Here is a 16,616-nt window from a genome sequence, read left to right as displayed (position 1 = left end):
TAATGCACGCGCAAAACGGCGCAGGTAGGGGAGGTGCGGGGCGATCCGCGTGGACAAAGACATCGATAGTACTACTCCCGTGACGCTTTCAGCAGCTTACCACGGGTCCAAAACGAGGGCGGTCCGAAACTATGGTTCCAGCCGCTGATCGGAACTTTTTTTGTCGCAGGCGCATTTAGCTGCGACGGCCGGCATGCATGGGGCGTCAAGATTCTGCTGTGGGGCGAAGGGTATATGAGAGACAAGAACGACAATGAACGATATTGAGCACGCATGCGGCGGCGGCGCGATGATGGCCTCGGGTCCGAACTCGGACATCGGCAACAAGCTGCGTGCGCTATACGGCGCAGTGCAGGAACGAAGACATCCCCACCACGCTTCATCGACCTGCTCGAGCCGCCTCGACGCAGCTGGAACAGCAGAGCACGAAGTCCTGCGAAGGCGAGTGAAGCGATGGCTGTTCCCGCGACCAAAACCTCGGGCATCGACAGGCCCGAGACACCCAGCTTCAAGCGCGAGCTGCTGGCCACTCTGCCCAGCCTGCGTGCCTTTGCTGTGTCGCTGTCGGGGCGCCATGACAAGGCCGACGACCTGGTGCAGGACACCGTGATGAAGGCCTGGGCCAAGCAGGACAGCTTCGAGATGGGCACCAACATCAAGGCCTGGCTGTTCACCATCCTGCGCAACGAGTTCTACAGCCAGATGCGCAAGCGCGGCCGCGAGGTGCAGGACACCGACGGCGCCTTCACCGAGCGCATGGCCGTGCACCCCTCGCAATACGGGCATGATGGACCTGGCCGACTTCAAGCGCGGCGCTCGACAGCCTGCCGCACGACCAGCGCGAGGCGATCATCCTGATCGGCGCCTCCGGCTTTTCCTACGAAGAAGCGGCCGAGATCTGCCACTGCGCCGTCGGCACGATGAAGAGCCGCGTCAGCCGGGCCCGCACCAAGCTGCAGGAGGTGCTGCAGATCGCCGGCGAAGCCGACTACGGCCCCGATGCCGTGTCGTCGCAGGTGACGACGCTCGCCGCATCTTCAGCTGAAGCGCTTGCTCGGGCGGCGGCTCGCAGGCGGCGCAATCAGCAGGCCATCGCTCGGCCGATCGAAGGGCTTTATCGAGGGCGGCGGCGCCTGAGTGACAGCGTTCGTCGACGGCCCGGTCGGCCGACGTGACGACGACCGCAACGCCGGCCGTCGCGAGGCGCTCGGCGAAGGCGACCACTTCGCGGGTCGCCGAGCTGGGCTTCGACGACCGCCAGGTCGAACGCGCCGAGATCGAGCAGTTGTGCGCCGCGTCCACGATCTGCGAAAATGCGGGATCTCGATGCGCGCCGCTCCTGCCGGCAGCAGCGCTTGCTCGATGTCGAGCGGCAATGAGGTATTCTTCCTCGACGATGAGAGCACGCTGATCCGATTGCATATCCGGTGGGTCCATGACGCTGGTATTGGCCTGGCATTGCTGCAGCGAGCCTCAGCTGGTCATTTAAAAAATGACATGCGTCCGGCGCGCAACCGCGTCGGACGCGCTGGCGTTATGCTGGCGCATTCGGCAACGGATTGTGGCGGGGAACCCAGCCGTGAGCGATGTCCCTGACCCCCGCCACCGCCCGTCGCGTTCCCTGCGAAGCATGTCCGCTTGCGTGGCAATGCAGCACTTTCGTGCCGTTCACGCCCGAGGAACTGAAGTTCGTCTCCGGCTTCAAGCGCGGCGAACTGGTGGCCGAGGCCGGCTCGATGATCCTCGTCCGAAGGCAGCGCACAGCGCCCAGCTGTTCACGCTGCTGTCGGGCTGGGCGTTCCGCTACAAGACGCTCGAGGACGGGCGGCGGCAGATCCTCAACTACCTGCTGCCTGGCGATCTGGTGGGCCTGCAGGGCTCGGTCATCGGCGAGATGGAGCATTCGGTGGAGTCGCTGTCGCCGGTGGTGCTGTGCGTGTTCCAGCGCGACAGCCTGCCGAAGCTGTTCCGCAACCAGCCCGGCCTCGCCTTCGACGTCACCTGGCTCGCCTCGCGCGAGGAGCGCATGCTCGACGAGAACCTGCTGAGCGTCGGGCCGCCGCAGCGCGCATGGAGCGTGCGGCCTATCTCATCGCCTTCCTCTACCAGCGCGCCGGCGCAGGTCGGCCTGACCGACGAGAAGCGCCTGCTGATCCCGATCACCCAGCAGCATGTCGCCGACACGCTCGGGCTGTCGATCGTCCACACCAACAAGACGCTGCGAAAGCTCGCCGACCGCAAGCTGATCCGCTGGCACGACCGCGCCTGCGAGGTGCTCGACGAGCCAGGATCTGCGCGAGGTGGCCGGATGGGGCAGGCCTGGGCGAGCAGAGGCGGCCGTTGATTTGACGGAACGGGCCGCATTGTCGCCACCGGGGACGGCTAGGGTGAGGGAAGTGCTGGTGGCTGCCCGCTGTGGGCAGGCGTGCCGCTTCTCCTCGAGTCTCGAAGGTCCGTGCGCCGATGACTGACGTCACCGCAGACCGGCGCTGTTCGTCCGGTTCGATTCGGACCCGTGCGCCGCCTCGCCATCGTGGTGTCGATGGCTGCTGGTGCTGGTGGCGTGCCGCTGCCTCGCTGTTCCTGGTGCGGACCGTCGACAGCCAGCTCGCCGATATCGCGCAGACCTACGAAGTGCGGCGGCAGGCCCGCGAGCTGATGCTGGCGCTGGTCGACGCCGAGACCGGGCAGCGCGGCTACCTCCTGACGCAGGACCAGAGCCTATCTCGAGCCCTACAACCGGGCGGTCGCCACCATGGCGGAAACCTACCAGAGACTCGCTGCGACGTGATCCGGGACAACCCGTCGCAGCGACTGCGGATCGAGGGCATGGCAGCCCGAGATCACTGGCCAAGCGGGCAGGAGCTGGCGCAGCACCATCGAACTGACGTCGGCGCGGCGATGTCGACGATGCGCTGGCCATCGCCCGTTCCGGTGAGGGCCAGGCGCTCATGGACTGCGATCCGCGACACGCTGCGCAGCTTCATCGCCGAGGAGGACGCAAGGCTAGTCGAGCGCAACGCGCAGATGGCAGGGTATCGCCAGGGGCTGGTGCGCGGCCATCGTCGCCGCCCTCGCGGCGGCGGGCGTCCTTGCCTATGCGCTGTTCGCCGCGCGCCCAGCGGCAGGTCGCGGCGCTCGCCGCAACAGCGAGACCGCGCTGGTCGTCACTGAACGAGCAACTCGAGGCGCATGTCCAGGCGCGCGGACCGCCGAGGTCGAGGAGGCCCGCGAGCGGGCCGAGCGGGAGCGGGCGCGGCTCGAAACGCTGCTGCAGGACACCAATCACCGGATCGGCAACTCGCTGGCGACGGTCTCGTCGCTGCTCGGCCTGCAGCTGGCGCGCAGCCAGTCCGAGGAGGTTCGCAATGCGCTCGAGGCGGCGCAGGGCCGGGTGCAGGCCATCGCCTCCGGCCACCGGCGGCTGCGGCTGGGCGCCGATCTCGAGACCACCAATGCCGCCGAGTTCCTCGACGCCGTGGTCGGTGACCTCGCGCGAATCGGTGCCGGCCGAGCGACCGCATCGCATTCCATCAGCGACTTCGAGCCGCTGGTGATCCCGGCGCGCGACGCGACGACGCTGGGCATCGTGGTCAGCGAGCTGGTCACCAACGCCATCAAGCACGCCTTCGCCGACGGACGGGCGGGCAGGATCTGGATCCGGCTCGATCGCGGCGACGACGGCAGGCGCGCGGCTCGGCGTCGAGGATGACGGGGCGGGCCTCGGCCTCGCCGAGGCCGTATCGGCGCGCTCGGAGCGGGCTCGGCGCGGTTGATCATCAAGCAGCTGGCGCGGCAGTTCGGCGGCACGCGCCGATTACGGACGCGCGACCGGGCGGCGGCACCGTCGGTGCTGGTGCACCTGCCCAACCTCGAGAGTCGTCCAGAGGCTGATCGAGGAACCGCGACGGCACCTCCGGCCGTTGCCAGAGGCGAAACAGCGGCAGGGGCAGCATGCATTTCATCGGCGTCATCAACAAGAACGGCGGCACCTTCCGCACCATGGACACGGCGGCGTTCGCCGCCAATGCGCGAGCAGGTGTTCGCCGCGCACGGCCATTCGCTCGAGTGCCGCGATCGTGCGAGGGCGAGGACCTGATCGCGCGAGCTCGAGCGGGCGGCCAGCGATCCGGCCTCGGACGGCACTGCTCGCCGGCGGCGGCGACGGCACCATCTCGGCTGCCGCCGCGCATCTGCTTCAAGCACGAGATGCCGCTTGCCGTGCTGCCCGGCGGCACGATGAACCTGTTCGCCCGCTCGCTGCAGCATCCCGCTCAACCTCGATGCCGCGCTCGAAGCCACTGGCCGGGGGCGAGGTCGGTCGCGGTCGATATCGCCACCGCCAACGGCCGGCCGTTCGTGCACCAGTTCTCGGTCGGGCTGCACTCGCGGCTGGTGCAGGATTCGCGAGGGGCTGCCCTATCGCAGCCGCTGGGGCAAGATGCTGGCCAGCCTCCGCGCCGTTGCCGAGGCTGCTGTCGCGGCCGCTGGTGTTCGAAGCGGAGATCCGCACTGCGCACGCGCATCGAAACAGCGCAAGGCGGCGGCGATCGCGGTCTCCAACAACGTGCATGGGCGAGGGGCACATGCCCTATGCCGAGACAGGTCGACCAGGGTGTGCTCGGCGTCTACGTGGTCAAGCCCATGCCGCCGGCCGAACTGGCCCGGCTGGTGGTCACGCTGCCGTTCGGCACCTGGAAGCAGCATCCGCTGGTGTCGGAAAAGGAAGTGCACGCGAGCTGACGCTCATCTTCCCGCGCCGCAAGGCCTCGGCCAAGGCGGTGATAGACGGCGAACTGATCGACCTCGAAGCGGGTGGAGCTCAAGGTGCATCACGGGGCGCTGCGGGTGATCGTGCCGAAGTCGAGGTCGGCGCGGCCGCGCGGCACTCGCCAGCGTCAGCATCGTCGCCCGCCGGGCGACAAGCGCCAGATCAGGACAGGACGGCGAAATTCGCCAGCATCGAGAGCGCCGAAACGCTGTCGAGCAGGGCGATATCCACCTCGGCCGCCCGGGTCGAGGTCAGGCCCGCGACAAGGGAAACTCCTCCTTGCTCGACCCAACCCGCCTCGAACGGATAGGTCAGCCGGGCAGTCTCCAGCCTGTTGTCGATCGCGATCCGAAGCGCCACACGCTACCCCTCTCTCCGCCAAGCGGATTCAGCGAAGTGTACGCGGGCCAGGCAGATCAGGCGGCTGGCTTGTGGGCAACGGCGATCATCTGCGACCCGAGGTTCAGCTTCCGGATCGCAACCGACATCGGCAACGACGCAATGAAGATGGGGACGACACCCACAGGCTTCGTGACAATCGGCAACAGGACGCGATCTGCGATGCGCCTTGCGCCGCGATCGCGGTCTCCAGCGTGTAGCCAGAGGTCGATGCTGCCAAGCCCGCAGGCGATCTCGTTATGCATCGCCCCCAGACGGCCACGCTGGCTGATGATTCGCGGCTCGACGAATCCAGCCGAGCTCAGCGCCACACGCATGTGCTTCGGCGAAAACACGGAGAAATGGCGTGGGAAGTCATTGCCAATCCAGTATGTCCCAAACACCTTTGATTCGAGCGAGTCCCGGTTTGGCACCGACATGACAATCGCGCCGCCGGGCCGGAGCAGATCGAAGGCGCGCCGCAGCGTATCGAGGGGCTGGGGAGTATGCTCAAGAACCTCCCACATTGTCACGGCGTCGAATGACTCGGGTTCGAATGAAGCCTCTTCGAGATAGCCGTTGAACACGTCGATCCCGTGTCGCTTGCGGGCATAGGCAGCCGCGCCAGGGTCGGGTTCTACCCCACGCACATTCCAGCCCTTCGAGCTCATCATCGACAGGAAGTCGCCGACGGCACAGCCGATATCGAGCACGTCATGCCCGCCACTCACCGCGTCGAGCACCTGCTGGGCGCGCTTGGTCAGCTCATAGACACCGATCGACTTGATGTAGGAGGATTGGTCGAAGAACGATGCGTAGAACGGGTACTCCTCCGGATAGTGACGCTTGATCTCCTCCGCATCGGGGCGCGGCGACAGGTAGAGGAAGCCGCATCGGTCGCATTCGACCAGCGTGTACACCCCCGGCACATTGCACATACGATCCCACCCAGTCACGCGCACCGTGCTCCCTGGGTATCCGCAGAGCAGGCAAGACACTGTCTCCATCAAGACGATCCTTTCAGTTGCCCCCGGGAGCGCCGGTCGTGACGAGCAAGGGGCTATCGAACTGGACGTGGGCCGGCAGTGAGGGCGGATCGACGATCGAGAGCGTCCATGCTCCGGAGCCCTGCTCGGTGAATCCACTGCGTCGCAGGTAGTCCAGCACCATCGCGTTGCGCTTTCCTTCGACGTATGGCGCGACCAGGGTTGTTGCTCCCTGGCCGGCGGCTAGCGCCGCCATGCCAGCGAGGAACGCATCCTCGACGCCCCGGCCGAGTGCCCGACAGCTCATCAGCAGCGTGTCAATTTCGGCCGAGCGGGCCGCGTCCGGCGTCCGGACGAATACCACCCCGACGAGGCCGTAATCTCCGAACCGGTCGGCCGCCTTCAAGACAAGAACCGCCTCCTCGCCGGCCAATGCCCGGACTTCCTCGACGGTGCGACGCTTCAACGACAGGTTGAACTGATTGGTGCGCTGGGTGAGTTGAGCGACACGCGCCCACTCAGTGTCCTCCGGCGGTCGCATCTCGACCCGCAGGTCCAGCCCGGCGAGGAACTCGTCGATGCTGGCGGCTGCCGTCGATTCGCGCTTGCGTCGTCCTTCCTCCTGCATCATTTGCGTCCGCGCCGCGTCCACATCCGTCGCCTGGGCGCCATCGAATAGCCAGAGCCGCGCGAGCGCCTCGGCGTATCCCGTCGCGCGGCTCGGCAAGGGGACGACGTGGACCTCCGGCGCGCGCGCTGCCACTTCCGCCCGGACCGCCGGGTCATCGTCCAGAAACACAAAGCTGTCCAGCCCCAGGTTCATCTCCTCGGCGAGCGAGCGCAGGTTCTCCGACTTGTGGCGCCAGTTGACGCTCCAGGTCGCGATGTCGTCCGGCCGGAGCACCATGCCGGGGTGGCGCTCGAACACCTCCAGGACATCCGCCTCCTCGTTGCGGCTGACCACCGCAAGCAGGATGCCCCGCTCCTTGAGCCGCTTCAGCTGCTGCTGGAAGAAGCTGGTAGGCGCGCCCGGGGCCATCCTCGCCGAGCTCGATTCCGTCCAGCCCGACCTCGCCAACAACCCCACCCCAGAGTGTGTTGTCGCAATCGACTGCGATCACCTTGGCCGGGCTGCGCCGCCGCGAGCGGACGTGGCGGGCCAGCGCGATGCCGAGCTCCTGGTAGAGGAGTGGCGAGTACGGCGCGCGCGACAATGATTCGCTGGCGCTATCTCGCGCTCGCTCGACCCCGATATGCTCGACGACCTCCGCGAAGTCGAACCAGCCAACGCCGGGCAGCCCGCCGATCCGCGTGTGCCACTGATGGCGCAGCCAGGCAGTATCGGCGTTGGCCAGCGGGGAAAATGCCGACACGGCCGGCGGCAGCGTCCCGACCAGCAGCTCGCTCGCCCCTCGCGCCGCGACAGACTGCCCCAGCGCCGCGACGATCTGATCCAGTCGCGCCGTCGTATCGGCCTCGTTGCCGGCCCAGAGGTCCTCCGGTCGCGCCAGGACGACGTTCACCACCGAGAGACCGTTCGCGAACGGGCCGGACGGGTCGAGCAGTGTCTGGACGATCTGGTCGTAGTCGGCAAACCTGCAGTCGATGTCAAACCCCATCACGCCGCCCCAGAGCCGCAGCGCGGGCGCAAGCGGCTGCGCGACAAATGTCGCCGCGACGGTGACCGGGATCTGCTGAGTGGTGGCGACGGGGGGATCGTGGCGGGCAGCGATCGCCCGTGTCGCAGCCTGATGGTCGAGCAACGGCAACATCTCGAGGTCATCGGGCAGCGGCAGATACTCACCAGGCTGTGTGACCGGGGCGTCAACGCCGTCCTCATGCTCTCTCGTCGCCGGGACCAATCGTCCCTGGATCGCATCATCGACATCGTGTAGCGACCTGAGCTTATAGATGTCGTCCTCGGCGACCGTTACCCCGTAGCGGTCGAAGATTGCGGCGGCGATGGCGAGCTGGCCGAGCGAGTCCCAGACCGTACATGTGTCGCTGCTCAGATCGGCCGGCGTCTCGCGCTCATCGAGACTGAGCGCGGAGATCACGAGTCGACGCAGGTCGTCGGGCGCCGCCGAATACGCGCCGTTGGGTTGCATGACGCTGGCTACTGGCTGATCGGCCGGGGAGCGCGCTGGGCCGAGGTCGTCCCGCTTGCGCCGGAAGCGCGCCGGATTGCCGCCCCAGACCTCGCCGGCGGGGATGTGGGTGAGCGCCGCGACGACCGCGCCCGGCTCGACGATTGCGTCATCCTCGATCGTGCAGCCGAGGCCAACGCGCGACTCGCCACCGATGGTCGCGCGGTTCCCGATCCGTATCGGCGCGCTCACGTAGACCAATCCCCCGTCGGGGCGCATCGACAGGCTGTGCGCCACAACCACCGCCCCGCCACCGATAACGACCTGGTCGCCGATACTCGTGAGATCGGGGTCATAGATGACGCCCCAGCTCACGCCTCCATGCCCGATCGTTGCCGACGGCGAATACGCCCGCAGGACCGTGCGAAAGAAGAGCGGCATTGCGCTGATCACGTGGATGAAGGGCAACCCCTGAACGAGCGCCAGGCGGCGGTAGCAAACAATCGCGGTGATGACGCCGAGATCATCCTTCAGAACAGCGCGGACATGTGTCTGGCCTGGGATTGCGCGAAATCTCGGCTTGGGATGTCTTCGGCCGATCGCGCCGACGATGAGCCCGGAGAGGACCAGGAATACCCACAACCAGACGACGTAGATCACGGGACTGAGGACGAGCGCCAGGTACCATGACCAAGCCATAACCCGGCCGGCCAACGCCACGAGACCAGCGGTGATGGCGGCAGCGACAACGAGCGGCGCGAGCAGGAGGGCAACCGTCGCGAGGTCAGAAACCGGACCGAGGATGGAGCTACCGGGAAGGCGATGACGCATACGCAGATCTCCCGTTTCGCCGCGATTCGGAGGCGGCTTGGCCAGATTAGCAGGAATCACGCCAATCGACAATCCACGCTGTGTCACGCCGACGCATACTGGTATCCAGCGCCATCGACGACGAGACGAGAGGAACAAACGACGTGACGACGCTTCTGACCGGTGGGAACGGGTGGGTTCCCAGCTTTGTCCTGCGCCAGCTTGCGCAACGCGGCGAGCGCGTTATCTCGTACGACCTGATGCCAGTCGACGATGTCCTGCGCGAGCACCTGGATGACGCGGTCGCCAACGTCACCTTCGTCCATGGCGATGTCACCGACGGTGAGCACCTGCTGGATATCGCCCAGGAGGCCGGCGTCACGAGGATCATCCACACGGCCGCGATCACCCCACGTCTCTGGCGCGAGCAGAAGGAGCCGCGACGGGTGATCGATGTCAACCTCGGCGGAACGATCAATGCCCTCGAGGCTGCCCGTGCCCTGCCTGGCTTCGAGCGATTCGTCTATGTCGGCTCCGGCGCTGTCTGGGGCAGCGGGCACACTGGAGAAACGATCGACGAGGACGCGCCCAGCCGGACCACGAACCTCTATGGGATCACGAAGTACGCCAGCGAGCGGATCGCGATGCGCTACAAGGAGCTGTTCGGGCTGGACATCGTCTCGATGCGGCCAGCGAACGTCTACGGCCCGATGGAACGTGACACACCGGGCTACGTAGGGGCAACCGAGCTCCGCGAGATGCTGAGGGTGCTAGCAGCCGGCGAGGAGCTGCGCGTGGCCAGCCTGGACGGGCCGTACCACGACTGGACATTCGTCGAGGACATCGCCGAAGGAATCGTTCGCGCCTGGGCCACTCCGAACCTGCCGCACGACGTTTACTCGATCACCTGTGGCCGGCAATATTCGATCGGCGAAATGCTCGCGGCGTTCAAGCGCGCCTGGCCGGAGATCGAGTACCGGCTCGTGCCGGAAGACGAGGCCAACACTCCGCTGCGCGACGCGCCACGCGGCCCACGCCCGAAGAACGACCGCATCCTTGCCGACTTCGGCTGGGCGCCGAGCACGCCGCTCGACGAGGGCGTCGCTATCTACCTGAACTGGGTTCGCGCGAACGGCCCGCAATAGGACGCTGGACGCCGGAGCAGAACCGGGTAGGATGGGCTGTGGATCGACCAGGCGAACATGCGTTGTGCATTGGAGCATGGCATGCCAACAGATCCCAACGCCGCATGCCCTCGCACGAGGCCGCTGAGAATCGGGCTCTTCCTCCCCCACGGCGAGCGCCACATGGACGGCCAGACGCCCAGATGGACCGACATCCTGGCGATGGCCCGGCGCGCCGAGGAGGTCGGGTTCGATTCGCTCTGGGTCTCCGACCACCTGACGCGCTTCGGTCCGGTCGTGAAGCTCGGACCCTGGGAGTGCTGGTCGCTGCTGGCCGCGCTGGCCGCGACAACCAGCCTGGTCGAGCTCGGCCCACTCGTCAGCTCGACCAGCTTCCGCGAGCCGGCACTGCTGGCGAAGATGGCGGCAACGGTCGACGAGATCAGCGGCGGCCGGCTGGTCCTCGGCATCGGCGCGGGATGGCGAGAAGCAGAGTACCTGGCGTTCGGCTACCCGTTCGACCACCGGGCGTCACGCTTCGAGGAGGCGCTGACCATCATCCGGGGGATGCTGCGGGAAGGCTCGGCTGATCTCAGCGGCCGCTACTACCAGGTCAGCAACGCGGAGCTGCGCCCGCCGGGGCCGCGACCGGCCGGCCCGCCGATTATGATGGGAGGAAGCGGCGACCGCATGCTCCGGCTGGCGGCCCGGCACGCGGATCGGTGGAACTGCTGGCTCATCTTCGGCGATAGCCGGCCGTCCGCCGCAATCCCGTTTCTGGACCGGCTCAATGCTGCCTGCGCGGAAGTTGGCCGGAACTCCACCGCTATCGAGCGCTCGATCGCGGTCCAGGCTGTGCCATCCAACGCGGCCACACGGTTCCGTTCTCGATTCAATAGCCAGGCCGAGCGGATCGTATCCCGACTCGCAAAGCTGAACGTCACCGCGCTGTCCGGCTCGCCGGAGGAGCTGGCTTGCGATCTGCGAGTGTTCGCCGCGCTTGGCGTCTCTGAAGTCCAGGTGCGGCTCCGGCCGAACAGCCTGGCCGGCATCGAGGCGTTCGCGCCCGTGCTGGAAATTCTCGACCAGACGCCCGCTGCGGCACGGTCGCCATTGCGCTAGCCTCAGGAGCGCGTCGATGCCATCTCTCCCGCAGTCTACGCCGCCACCAAGGCGTTCCTCCTTCGATTCGGGGAGGCTCTCTGGGCGGAGAAGCGCCAGCACGGACTCCGGGTAATCACGGTCTGCCCCGGCCCCGTCGCCGGGACCGGATGCTCACCATACGATTATGTCGCCATACCGCCATTCCCGACGATCCCGATCGACGACGTTGTCCGCGACCAGCCGGTTGTTGTTTGTCGCACACGCGGGGGTGGCACAATATATGCGTTATACCGTGCTGGCGCGATGATTCTGCCCCAACGTCGCTGGCTCGGGTTGTTAGAGCGAACGTTCCGGCTGTATCCGCGCGGGACGATCTGGCTGCCGGCCAACGAGATTTTATCTTCCTCCACCCATCTCTCCTCGACGAACGGCGGCTCGGGTTCGCGTCCTGTGGTCGCCGTGGCAAGGCACTCGAGAAGAACGAGGTGAAAACCGATGGCAATCAAACGGTTCGGGCTGGGGGTGCTGGCCGGCATCCTCGCATGCGTTGTGGCGGTTCCGATCGCCCAGCAACGTCGCGCTCGTCGCATTCGCCCCGTCATCTCACTCCTGACGATCGTCTTTCGGTTGATTCCAGGATTCGGGACTCTCGCCATGCGGCCGGCGAACAGGCTGCTCTACGAGTTCGTGAACCGGCGCGGAGTCGCGGAAACCGTCTCGGTCATGAACTATGGATACGCGCCGGCCGGCGCGACGAACAGCCTCACGCTGCCCCCTGGCAAGGAGCAGGAACGGTGGGGATACCAGATGTACCGCGTCGTCGCGGGCGCGATTGACCTCGCAGGGAAAGACGTCCTCGAGGTTGGCTGCGGGCGCGGCGGCGGCGCGGCTTTCGTGCTCACGTCGATGGCGCCGCGCAGTGTCACCGGTGTCGACTTCGCGGATCGTGCGATCGCCCACTGTATCGCAAACCATCACGACGCACGGATGCGGTTTATTCAGGGCGACGCCGAGCAGCTCCCGTTCCCCGGATCATCCTTCGACGCGGTAATCAACATAGAGTCGTCACACGCCTACCCCGACTTTGACAGGTTCCTGAGCGAGACGCATCGCGTCCTTCGCCCTTCCGGCTATCTACTGTTCGCGGACTTTCGCAAGGCGGACCAGTTAGCCGACCTCTATCGCCAGCTCGACAGTGCCGGCTTCATCATCGTCGACGAAGAGCAAATAACGGAGAATGTCGTGCGCTCTCTGGAGGACAACTCGCGGAGAATGCAAGAGATCGTCGAGCGACATTCGCCAAGGCTGCTGCGCGGACCCACGCGGGAGTTCATGGCTCTCGAAGGAACCATGATGAACAGCGGCTTCCGGAGTGGCGATCTCGCGTACCTCCGGCTCGTCCTGCAACGAGCACCGTCGCCAGCCGCGTGTCAGTCTTCGGGCGTCTCCTCGGCGAACTTCGGATAGGAGCCGAAGACCTTGAAGATATCGGTTTTGGCCCGCATCCGCTCCAGCGCCGAGGCAATCTGCGGATCGAGCCGGTGGCCCTCGATGTCGATCAGGAAGTAGTACTCGCCGAGCACGTTCTTGGCCGGCCGGCTCTCCAGACGAGTCATCTGGATCGAATCTGCGGCCAACTCCTCCAGCACGGCAAAGAGCGAGCCCGGCACGTTGCTGCGCACCGCAATGGTCAATGAGGTCTTGTCCTTGCCCGTCTGCGGATGGTCGCGCTCGGCGAGGGCTACAAAGCGTGTGACGTTCTGATGGTTGTCCTCAATATTTCGAGCCAGGATCTCCGCGCCATACGTCTCGGCGGCGCGGGCCGGACCGATCGCTGCGACGGTCGGGTCGCCCCGCTTGACAACCTCCTCGACCGCGCCGGCTGTCGAGAGTGCCGCGGTCTGGTGGGAGTTTGGAAGCACACGCTCCAGGAATCGGCGGCACTGGCCGAGCGCCTGCGGGTGGCTGTGAACCGTCTTGATCCCGGTGATCTCCGCCCCCGCGACCGTCACCAGGCAGTGACGGACCGGGATGACGACCTCCCGACAGATCTGCAGCGTTGTCTCGTGGATCAGCAGGTCGAGCGTCCCAGATACGGAACCTTCGATTGAGTTCTCTACCGGCAATACAGCTACATCGGCAACATCCGCCTCGACTGCCGAGATCAGGGCCGGAAACGACGCGAACGGAATCAGCACGTCGCCCTCACCGGCAACACGCATTGCCGCTTCCTCGCTGAACGTCCCCACCGGTCCGAGAAACGCTATCCGCATCCTGCTCCGCCTCCGCTCCGCTGCCAATTACGATGAACGGTGCGAGTATACGCGGCGCGAGGCTTACGCGACGCGCCCTGACGCCGAGAGGAGACGGCCATGACTCGGGATGACGCCCACAATTGGACAGGCACGCGTCTGACATCTGCGATCGGCGCTCTCTACGGAGGGTCGAAGCCTGATGCGCCGTTCGGCGCGGTGATCGATACGAGCGTCTGGCAACATCTCCGGCCGGCGATTGTCGAGCGTGGCTGGCAGCAACAAGTGATCACGGCGGTCAAGCTGGCCCACACGCTGATCTTCTTGATTCTGTCCAGCCTGATTGTCTGGTTCGCGTGGTCGGGTCTGCGCGGACGCTGGTCGCGCCGGATGGGGCTGGCGCTGGCGTCAGTCGGCGTCGAGGCGGTGGTGATCACTACCAACGGCGGCCGTTGCCCGCTCACGGGCATCGTCGAGGACCTGGGGGCAGAGCGCGGAACCGTCTCGGACATCTTCCTGCCGCGCTGGGCGGCCCGTCGTATCCCGCACATCTCCAGCAGCCTCGTTCTTCTCGGCTTGCTCGGGCTGGCAGCCCACCGGCTGGCTCGACGCTAACCCGCCATGCGGCGAATTACGTCGATCGCAATCGGTGGGACGAGGCGTTGCTCGTCCCGCGCAGACTGCTGAATCGCCCGGACGACGTCCATGCCCTGCGCGACGCGACCGAACGCCGCGAAGCCCTGACCATCGGGGTTTCGCATTCCGCCGAAGTCGAGTGACGGCCAGTCCCCGATGCAGATGAAGATCTCCGAGTGCGCGCTGTCCGGCGCAAAGCGGGACATCGAGAGCGTGCCGTCCAGATGTTGGAGGCCAGTGGCGCTCGTGCGCTCCAGCGGAATTGGCGGGAAGCGCTCGCTTTCGCGCTCCGGGTTGATGCCACCCTGGATCACCTCGATACGGATCTCGGTGTCGGGCTGGTTATCCGGCACAACCGTGCGATACCAGCGGCCATGCTCGTAGAAGCCGGCATCGAGGTATCGCAGGAAGTTCGTGGCGGTAATCGGCGCGCGGTCCTCGAAGATCTCGGCCACGATCTCCCCAAGCGCCGTCTCGATCACAACGCGCGTATTCCCCATGCCATCTCCTTTCAAGGCTCTAAGACGCCGACCCCATCATTGTGGCCCACGGCGTCACTGGCGACACGAGGCGCCAATGGATTATCGCGATCGGGGCCAACCAAGTCAGTCGACTATACTTGAGCGTTATGGTGACGAGCGGACAACGACAGCAACAGAGACCGCAGAGCGAGGCCGCCGCATGGCGCGTCTTCGCCGCCGTGCCGGTCAGCGACGAGGTTCGGGAGCTCATGCGTCGCGCTGAAGAGACGCTAGCGCTCCGTGGCTGGCCGATGAAGTGGGTGAAGCCGGAGCTGGCCCACCTGACGCTGAAGTTCTACGGCAATATCTCCACCGACCGACTATCCGATCTCTCGATGCGCCTGGCAACCGTTGCCGCAGGCGCCGGGGCGTTGCGCATACGCACGACCACCGCCGGCGCGTTCCCGTCGGCTGCCCGACCCCGGGTAATCTGGCTGGGCCTGGCGGGAACGATCGACCCGCTCGCCGCGCTGGCAGCGCGGGTCGATGCTGCGTCCTCTGGGTTCGGCAAGCCAGAGAGCCGTCCGTTCGCGCCGCATATCACGCTGGCACGGCTGCGTGATGGCGCGCCCGCGCCAACTGGCTTCGCGGCGATAGCGGCCGGCCTCAACCTCCCCTCGATCCCGTTCACGATCGACCGGCTGCAGCTTGTCCGGAGCATCCTCGGCGCGGCCGGCCCGACCTATTCCACGGTCGGAGAATGGTCGTTCAGCGGTATCCCCGAGATTGATGACCACGGCTAGCGTCCTCCGACGGAACCGCCGTGACCGCGACCGCCCACTGACGAATCAGGAGACCAGACAATGACCGATATGTTCGACCGCCTCAAAGAGCTGGATCGCCGCTACGACGAGCTCACCCAGATGATGGCCGATCCGGCCGTCGCGACTGACCCCGACAAGCTGATGGAATATGGTCGCGAGCGCGCCGAGATCGAGGATGTCGTCGTCGCCTTCCGCAACCTGAAGGCACTGGAGGGACAGATCGCGGACGCCGAGGCGATGGCCAACGATAGCGACCCGGAGCTGGCCGAGCTGGCCCGTGATGAGCTGGGTACGTTGCGCTCCGATCGCGAGCCGCTGGTCTCCCGGCTACGCGCCCTGCTCGTGCCGAAAGACCCGAACGACGAGAAGGACGTGATCGTCGAAATTCGCGCCGGGACGGGTGGTGACGAGGCCGGCCTCTTTGCCGCCGAGCTCTTGCGTCTCTATTCGCGCTACGCCGAGCGACAGGGCTGGAAGACCGATATCCTCACCCTCAACGAGACTGGCGTCGGTGGGATCAAGGAGGCGATTGTCGAGGTCCGCGGTCGTGGCGCCTATAGCCATCTGCGCTACGAGAGCGGCGTCCACCGCGTCCAACGAGTGCCTGTCACCGAATCGAGCGGGCGGATCCACACCTCGGCAGCAACCGTTGCCGTCTTGCCAGAGGCCGAGGATGTCGATATCCAGATCAACGACAACGACCTGCGCGTGGATGTCTTCCGCTCGACCGGCCACGGTGGTCAGAGCGTCAACACGACCGACTCGGCAGTGCGCATCACCCACCTTCCATCCGGTATCGTCGTCACCTGCCAGGATGAGAAGTCACAGCTGAAGAACAGAGCCAAGGCGATGGCTGTCCTGCGGACGCGGCTGTACGACATCGAGCAGCAGCGGCTCGATTCGGAACGTGGCGGCATGCGCCGCTCGCAGATCGGCAGTGGCGATCGATCAGAGAAGATCCGCACCTACAATTTCCCGCAGGATCGCGTCACCGATCATCGTCTGAAGCTGAACCTCAGCAACCTGCCAAGCGTCATGGACGGCAACATCGAGACGTTCGTCCGCGAGCTTCAGGCGCTCGACCAGGCCGAGCGATTGCAGATGGCAGGAATGGGGGGATAGAGGAGGGATGGGGGATGAGGCACATGGGATGAGAGGTGGATTGGTGGAGGTCTGCACGGGC

The 16,616-nt window shown here is 66.0% G+C and carries 18 protein-coding genes; 12 read left to right on the top strand and 6 right to left on the bottom strand.

The window, feature by feature from the left end:
* The first annotated feature begins 453 nt into the window (after positions 1-453).
* From V9F06_03180 to V9F06_03155, 6 genes are all read left to right on the top strand, one after another.
* Complete coding sequence (locus tag V9F06_03180; protein ID MEI2616632.1) at positions 454-858, top strand: sigma factor; 405 nt, start codon at positions 454-456, stop codon at positions 856-858.
* A gap of 62 nt (positions 859-920) precedes the next feature.
* Positions 921-1,175 carry a hypothetical protein gene (locus V9F06_03175; GenBank protein ID MEI2616631.1) on the top strand — a complete coding sequence of 85 codons (255 nt, stop codon included), beginning with the start codon at positions 921-923 and terminating at the stop codon, positions 1,173-1,175.
* A gap of 473 nt (positions 1,176-1,648) precedes the next feature.
* Complete coding sequence (locus V9F06_03170; GenBank protein MEI2616630.1) at positions 1,649-2,344, top strand: Crp/Fnr family transcriptional regulator; 696 nt, start codon at positions 1,649-1,651, stop codon at positions 2,342-2,344.
* Positions 2,345-2,463: 119 nt separating this feature from the next.
* The gene (locus tag V9F06_03165; protein ID MEI2616629.1) at positions 2,464-3,174 is read left to right on the top strand and encodes a CHASE3 domain-containing protein; all 711 of its coding nucleotides are present in this window, start codon (positions 2,464-2,466) and stop codon (positions 3,172-3,174) included.
* Positions 3,062-3,712, top strand: a complete 651-nt coding sequence (locus V9F06_03160) for a sensor histidine kinase (protein MEI2616628.1) — start codon at positions 3,062-3,064, stop codon at positions 3,710-3,712. The genes V9F06_03165 and V9F06_03160 overlap by 113 nt, the downstream gene beginning before the upstream one ends.
* 242 nt (positions 3,713-3,954) lie before the next feature.
* Entirely contained in the window at positions 3,955-4,743 is a 789-nt protein-coding gene (locus V9F06_03155) for a hypothetical protein (GenBank protein ID MEI2616627.1), read from the top strand.
* A 190-nt stretch (positions 4,744-4,933) separates the two neighbouring features.
* Here V9F06_03155 and V9F06_03150 read toward each other — a convergent pair whose 3' ends face one another.
* The 3 genes from V9F06_03150 to V9F06_03140 are packed head-to-tail and all read right to left on the bottom strand — an operon-like array spanning position 4,934 to position 7,174.
* The gene (locus V9F06_03150) at positions 4,934-5,131 is read right to left on the bottom strand and encodes a hypothetical protein (GenBank protein ID MEI2616626.1); all 198 of its coding nucleotides are present in this window, start codon (positions 5,129-5,131) and stop codon (positions 4,934-4,936) included.
* A 56-nt stretch (positions 5,132-5,187) separates the two neighbouring features.
* Positions 5,188-6,111, bottom strand: coding sequence for a class I SAM-dependent methyltransferase (locus V9F06_03145; GenBank protein ID MEI2616625.1), 924 nt, complete (start codon positions 6,109-6,111; stop codon positions 5,188-5,190).
* 58 nt (positions 6,112-6,169) lie between these two features.
* Positions 6,170-7,174, bottom strand: coding sequence for an HAD-IIIC family phosphatase (locus tag V9F06_03140; GenBank protein ID MEI2616624.1), 1,005 nt, complete (start codon positions 7,172-7,174; stop codon positions 6,170-6,172).
* 2,022 nt (positions 7,175-9,196) lie between these two features.
* Here V9F06_03140 and V9F06_03135 point away from each other — a divergent pair.
* Positions 9,197-10,177, top strand: coding sequence for an NAD(P)-dependent oxidoreductase (locus V9F06_03135; GenBank protein ID MEI2616623.1), 981 nt, complete (start codon positions 9,197-9,199; stop codon positions 10,175-10,177).
* A 57-nt stretch (positions 10,178-10,234) separates the two neighbouring features.
* The gene (locus V9F06_03130) at positions 10,235-11,278 is read left to right on the top strand and encodes an LLM class flavin-dependent oxidoreductase (GenBank protein MEI2616622.1); all 1,044 of its coding nucleotides are present in this window, start codon (positions 10,235-10,237) and stop codon (positions 11,276-11,278) included.
* Positions 11,279-11,442: 164 nt separating this feature from the next.
* On the opposite strand, the gene V9F06_03125 is transcribed toward V9F06_03130, so the two are convergent.
* The gene (locus tag V9F06_03125; protein MEI2616621.1) at positions 11,443-11,670 is read right to left on the bottom strand and encodes a hypothetical protein; all 228 of its coding nucleotides are present in this window, start codon (positions 11,668-11,670) and stop codon (positions 11,443-11,445) included.
* A gap of 85 nt (positions 11,671-11,755) precedes the next feature.
* On the opposite strand from V9F06_03125, the gene V9F06_03120 reads away from it, so the two are divergent.
* Entirely contained in the window at positions 11,756-12,727 is a 972-nt protein-coding gene (locus V9F06_03120) for a class I SAM-dependent methyltransferase (GenBank protein ID MEI2616620.1), read from the top strand.
* On the opposite strand, the gene pheA is transcribed toward V9F06_03120, so the two are convergent.
* Positions 12,691-13,533 carry a prephenate dehydratase gene (gene pheA, locus V9F06_03115; GenBank protein ID MEI2616619.1) on the bottom strand — a complete coding sequence of 281 codons (843 nt, stop codon included), beginning with the start codon at positions 13,531-13,533 and terminating at the stop codon, positions 12,691-12,693. The two genes, V9F06_03120 and pheA, sit on opposite strands and share 37 nt — an antisense overlap.
* A 99-nt stretch (positions 13,534-13,632) precedes the next feature.
* Between pheA and V9F06_03110 the strand changes: the two genes are divergently transcribed.
* Positions 13,633-14,127, top strand: coding sequence for a hypothetical protein (locus V9F06_03110; protein MEI2616618.1), 495 nt, complete (start codon positions 13,633-13,635; stop codon positions 14,125-14,127).
* On the opposite strand, the gene V9F06_03105 is transcribed toward V9F06_03110, so the two are convergent.
* The gene (locus V9F06_03105; GenBank protein ID MEI2616617.1) at positions 14,124-14,648 is read right to left on the bottom strand and encodes a peptidylprolyl isomerase; all 525 of its coding nucleotides are present in this window, start codon (positions 14,646-14,648) and stop codon (positions 14,124-14,126) included. The two genes, V9F06_03110 and V9F06_03105, sit on opposite strands and share 4 nt — an antisense overlap.
* A gap of 128 nt (positions 14,649-14,776) precedes the next feature.
* Here V9F06_03105 and thpR point away from each other — a divergent pair, with 128 nt between their 5' ends.
* Complete coding sequence (thpR, locus tag V9F06_03100) at positions 14,777-15,412, top strand: RNA 2',3'-cyclic phosphodiesterase (protein MEI2616616.1); 636 nt, start codon at positions 14,777-14,779, stop codon at positions 15,410-15,412.
* Between the two features lie 60 nt (positions 15,413-15,472).
* Positions 15,473-16,555: a peptide chain release factor 1 gene (prfA, locus tag V9F06_03095; protein ID MEI2616615.1), complete on the top strand. Its 1,083-nt coding sequence runs from the start codon at positions 15,473-15,475 to the stop codon at positions 16,553-16,555.
* Positions 16,556-16,616: the final 61 nt, after the last annotated feature.

The sequence above is a fragment of the Thermomicrobiales bacterium genome, assembly GCA_037045155.1.
Taxonomy (GTDB): Bacteria; Chloroflexota; Chloroflexia; order Thermomicrobiales; family CFX8; genus JAMLIA01.
The sequence above is the reverse complement of the archived record's forward strand: the minus strand, read 5'-3'. Positions and strand labels throughout refer to the sequence as shown.

What these genes read in the sequence shown, in the direction of transcription:
- thpR (MEI2616616.1), top strand. Translation starts at nt 14,777, where the DNA reads ATGGTGACGAGCGGACAACGACAGCAACAGAGACCGCAGAGCGAGGCC.
- V9F06_03175 (MEI2616631.1), top strand. Translation starts at nt 921, where the DNA reads ATGAAGAGCCGCGTCAGCCGGGCCCGCACCAAGCTGCAGGAGGTGCTG.
- V9F06_03110 (MEI2616618.1), top strand. Translation starts at nt 13,633, where the DNA reads ATGACTCGGGATGACGCCCACAATTGGACAGGCACGCGTCTGACATCT.
- pheA (MEI2616619.1), bottom strand. Translation starts at nt 13,533, where the DNA reads ATGCGGATAGCGTTTCTCGGACCGGTGGGGACGTTCAGCGAGGAAGCG.
- V9F06_03140 (MEI2616624.1), bottom strand. Translation starts at nt 7,174, where the DNA reads ATGGCCCCGGGCGCGCCTACCAGCTTCTTCCAGCAGCAGCTGAAGCGG.
- V9F06_03130 (MEI2616622.1), top strand. Translation starts at nt 10,235, where the DNA reads ATGCGTTGTGCATTGGAGCATGGCATGCCAACAGATCCCAACGCCGCA.
- V9F06_03165 (MEI2616629.1), top strand. Translation starts at nt 2,464, where the DNA reads ATGACTGACGTCACCGCAGACCGGCGCTGTTCGTCCGGTTCGATTCGG.
- prfA (MEI2616615.1), top strand. Translation starts at nt 15,473, where the DNA reads ATGACCGATATGTTCGACCGCCTCAAAGAGCTGGATCGCCGCTACGAC.
- V9F06_03180 (MEI2616632.1), top strand. Translation starts at nt 454, where the DNA reads ATGGCTGTTCCCGCGACCAAAACCTCGGGCATCGACAGGCCCGAGACA.
- V9F06_03105 (MEI2616617.1), bottom strand. Translation starts at nt 14,648, where the DNA reads ATGGGGAATACGCGCGTTGTGATCGAGACGGCGCTTGGGGAGATCGTG.
- V9F06_03120 (MEI2616620.1), top strand. Translation starts at nt 11,756, where the DNA reads ATGGCAATCAAACGGTTCGGGCTGGGGGTGCTGGCCGGCATCCTCGCA.
- V9F06_03155 (MEI2616627.1), top strand. Translation starts at nt 3,955, where the DNA reads ATGCATTTCATCGGCGTCATCAACAAGAACGGCGGCACCTTCCGCACC.
- V9F06_03170 (MEI2616630.1), top strand. Translation starts at nt 1,649, where the DNA reads ATGCAGCACTTTCGTGCCGTTCACGCCCGAGGAACTGAAGTTCGTCTC.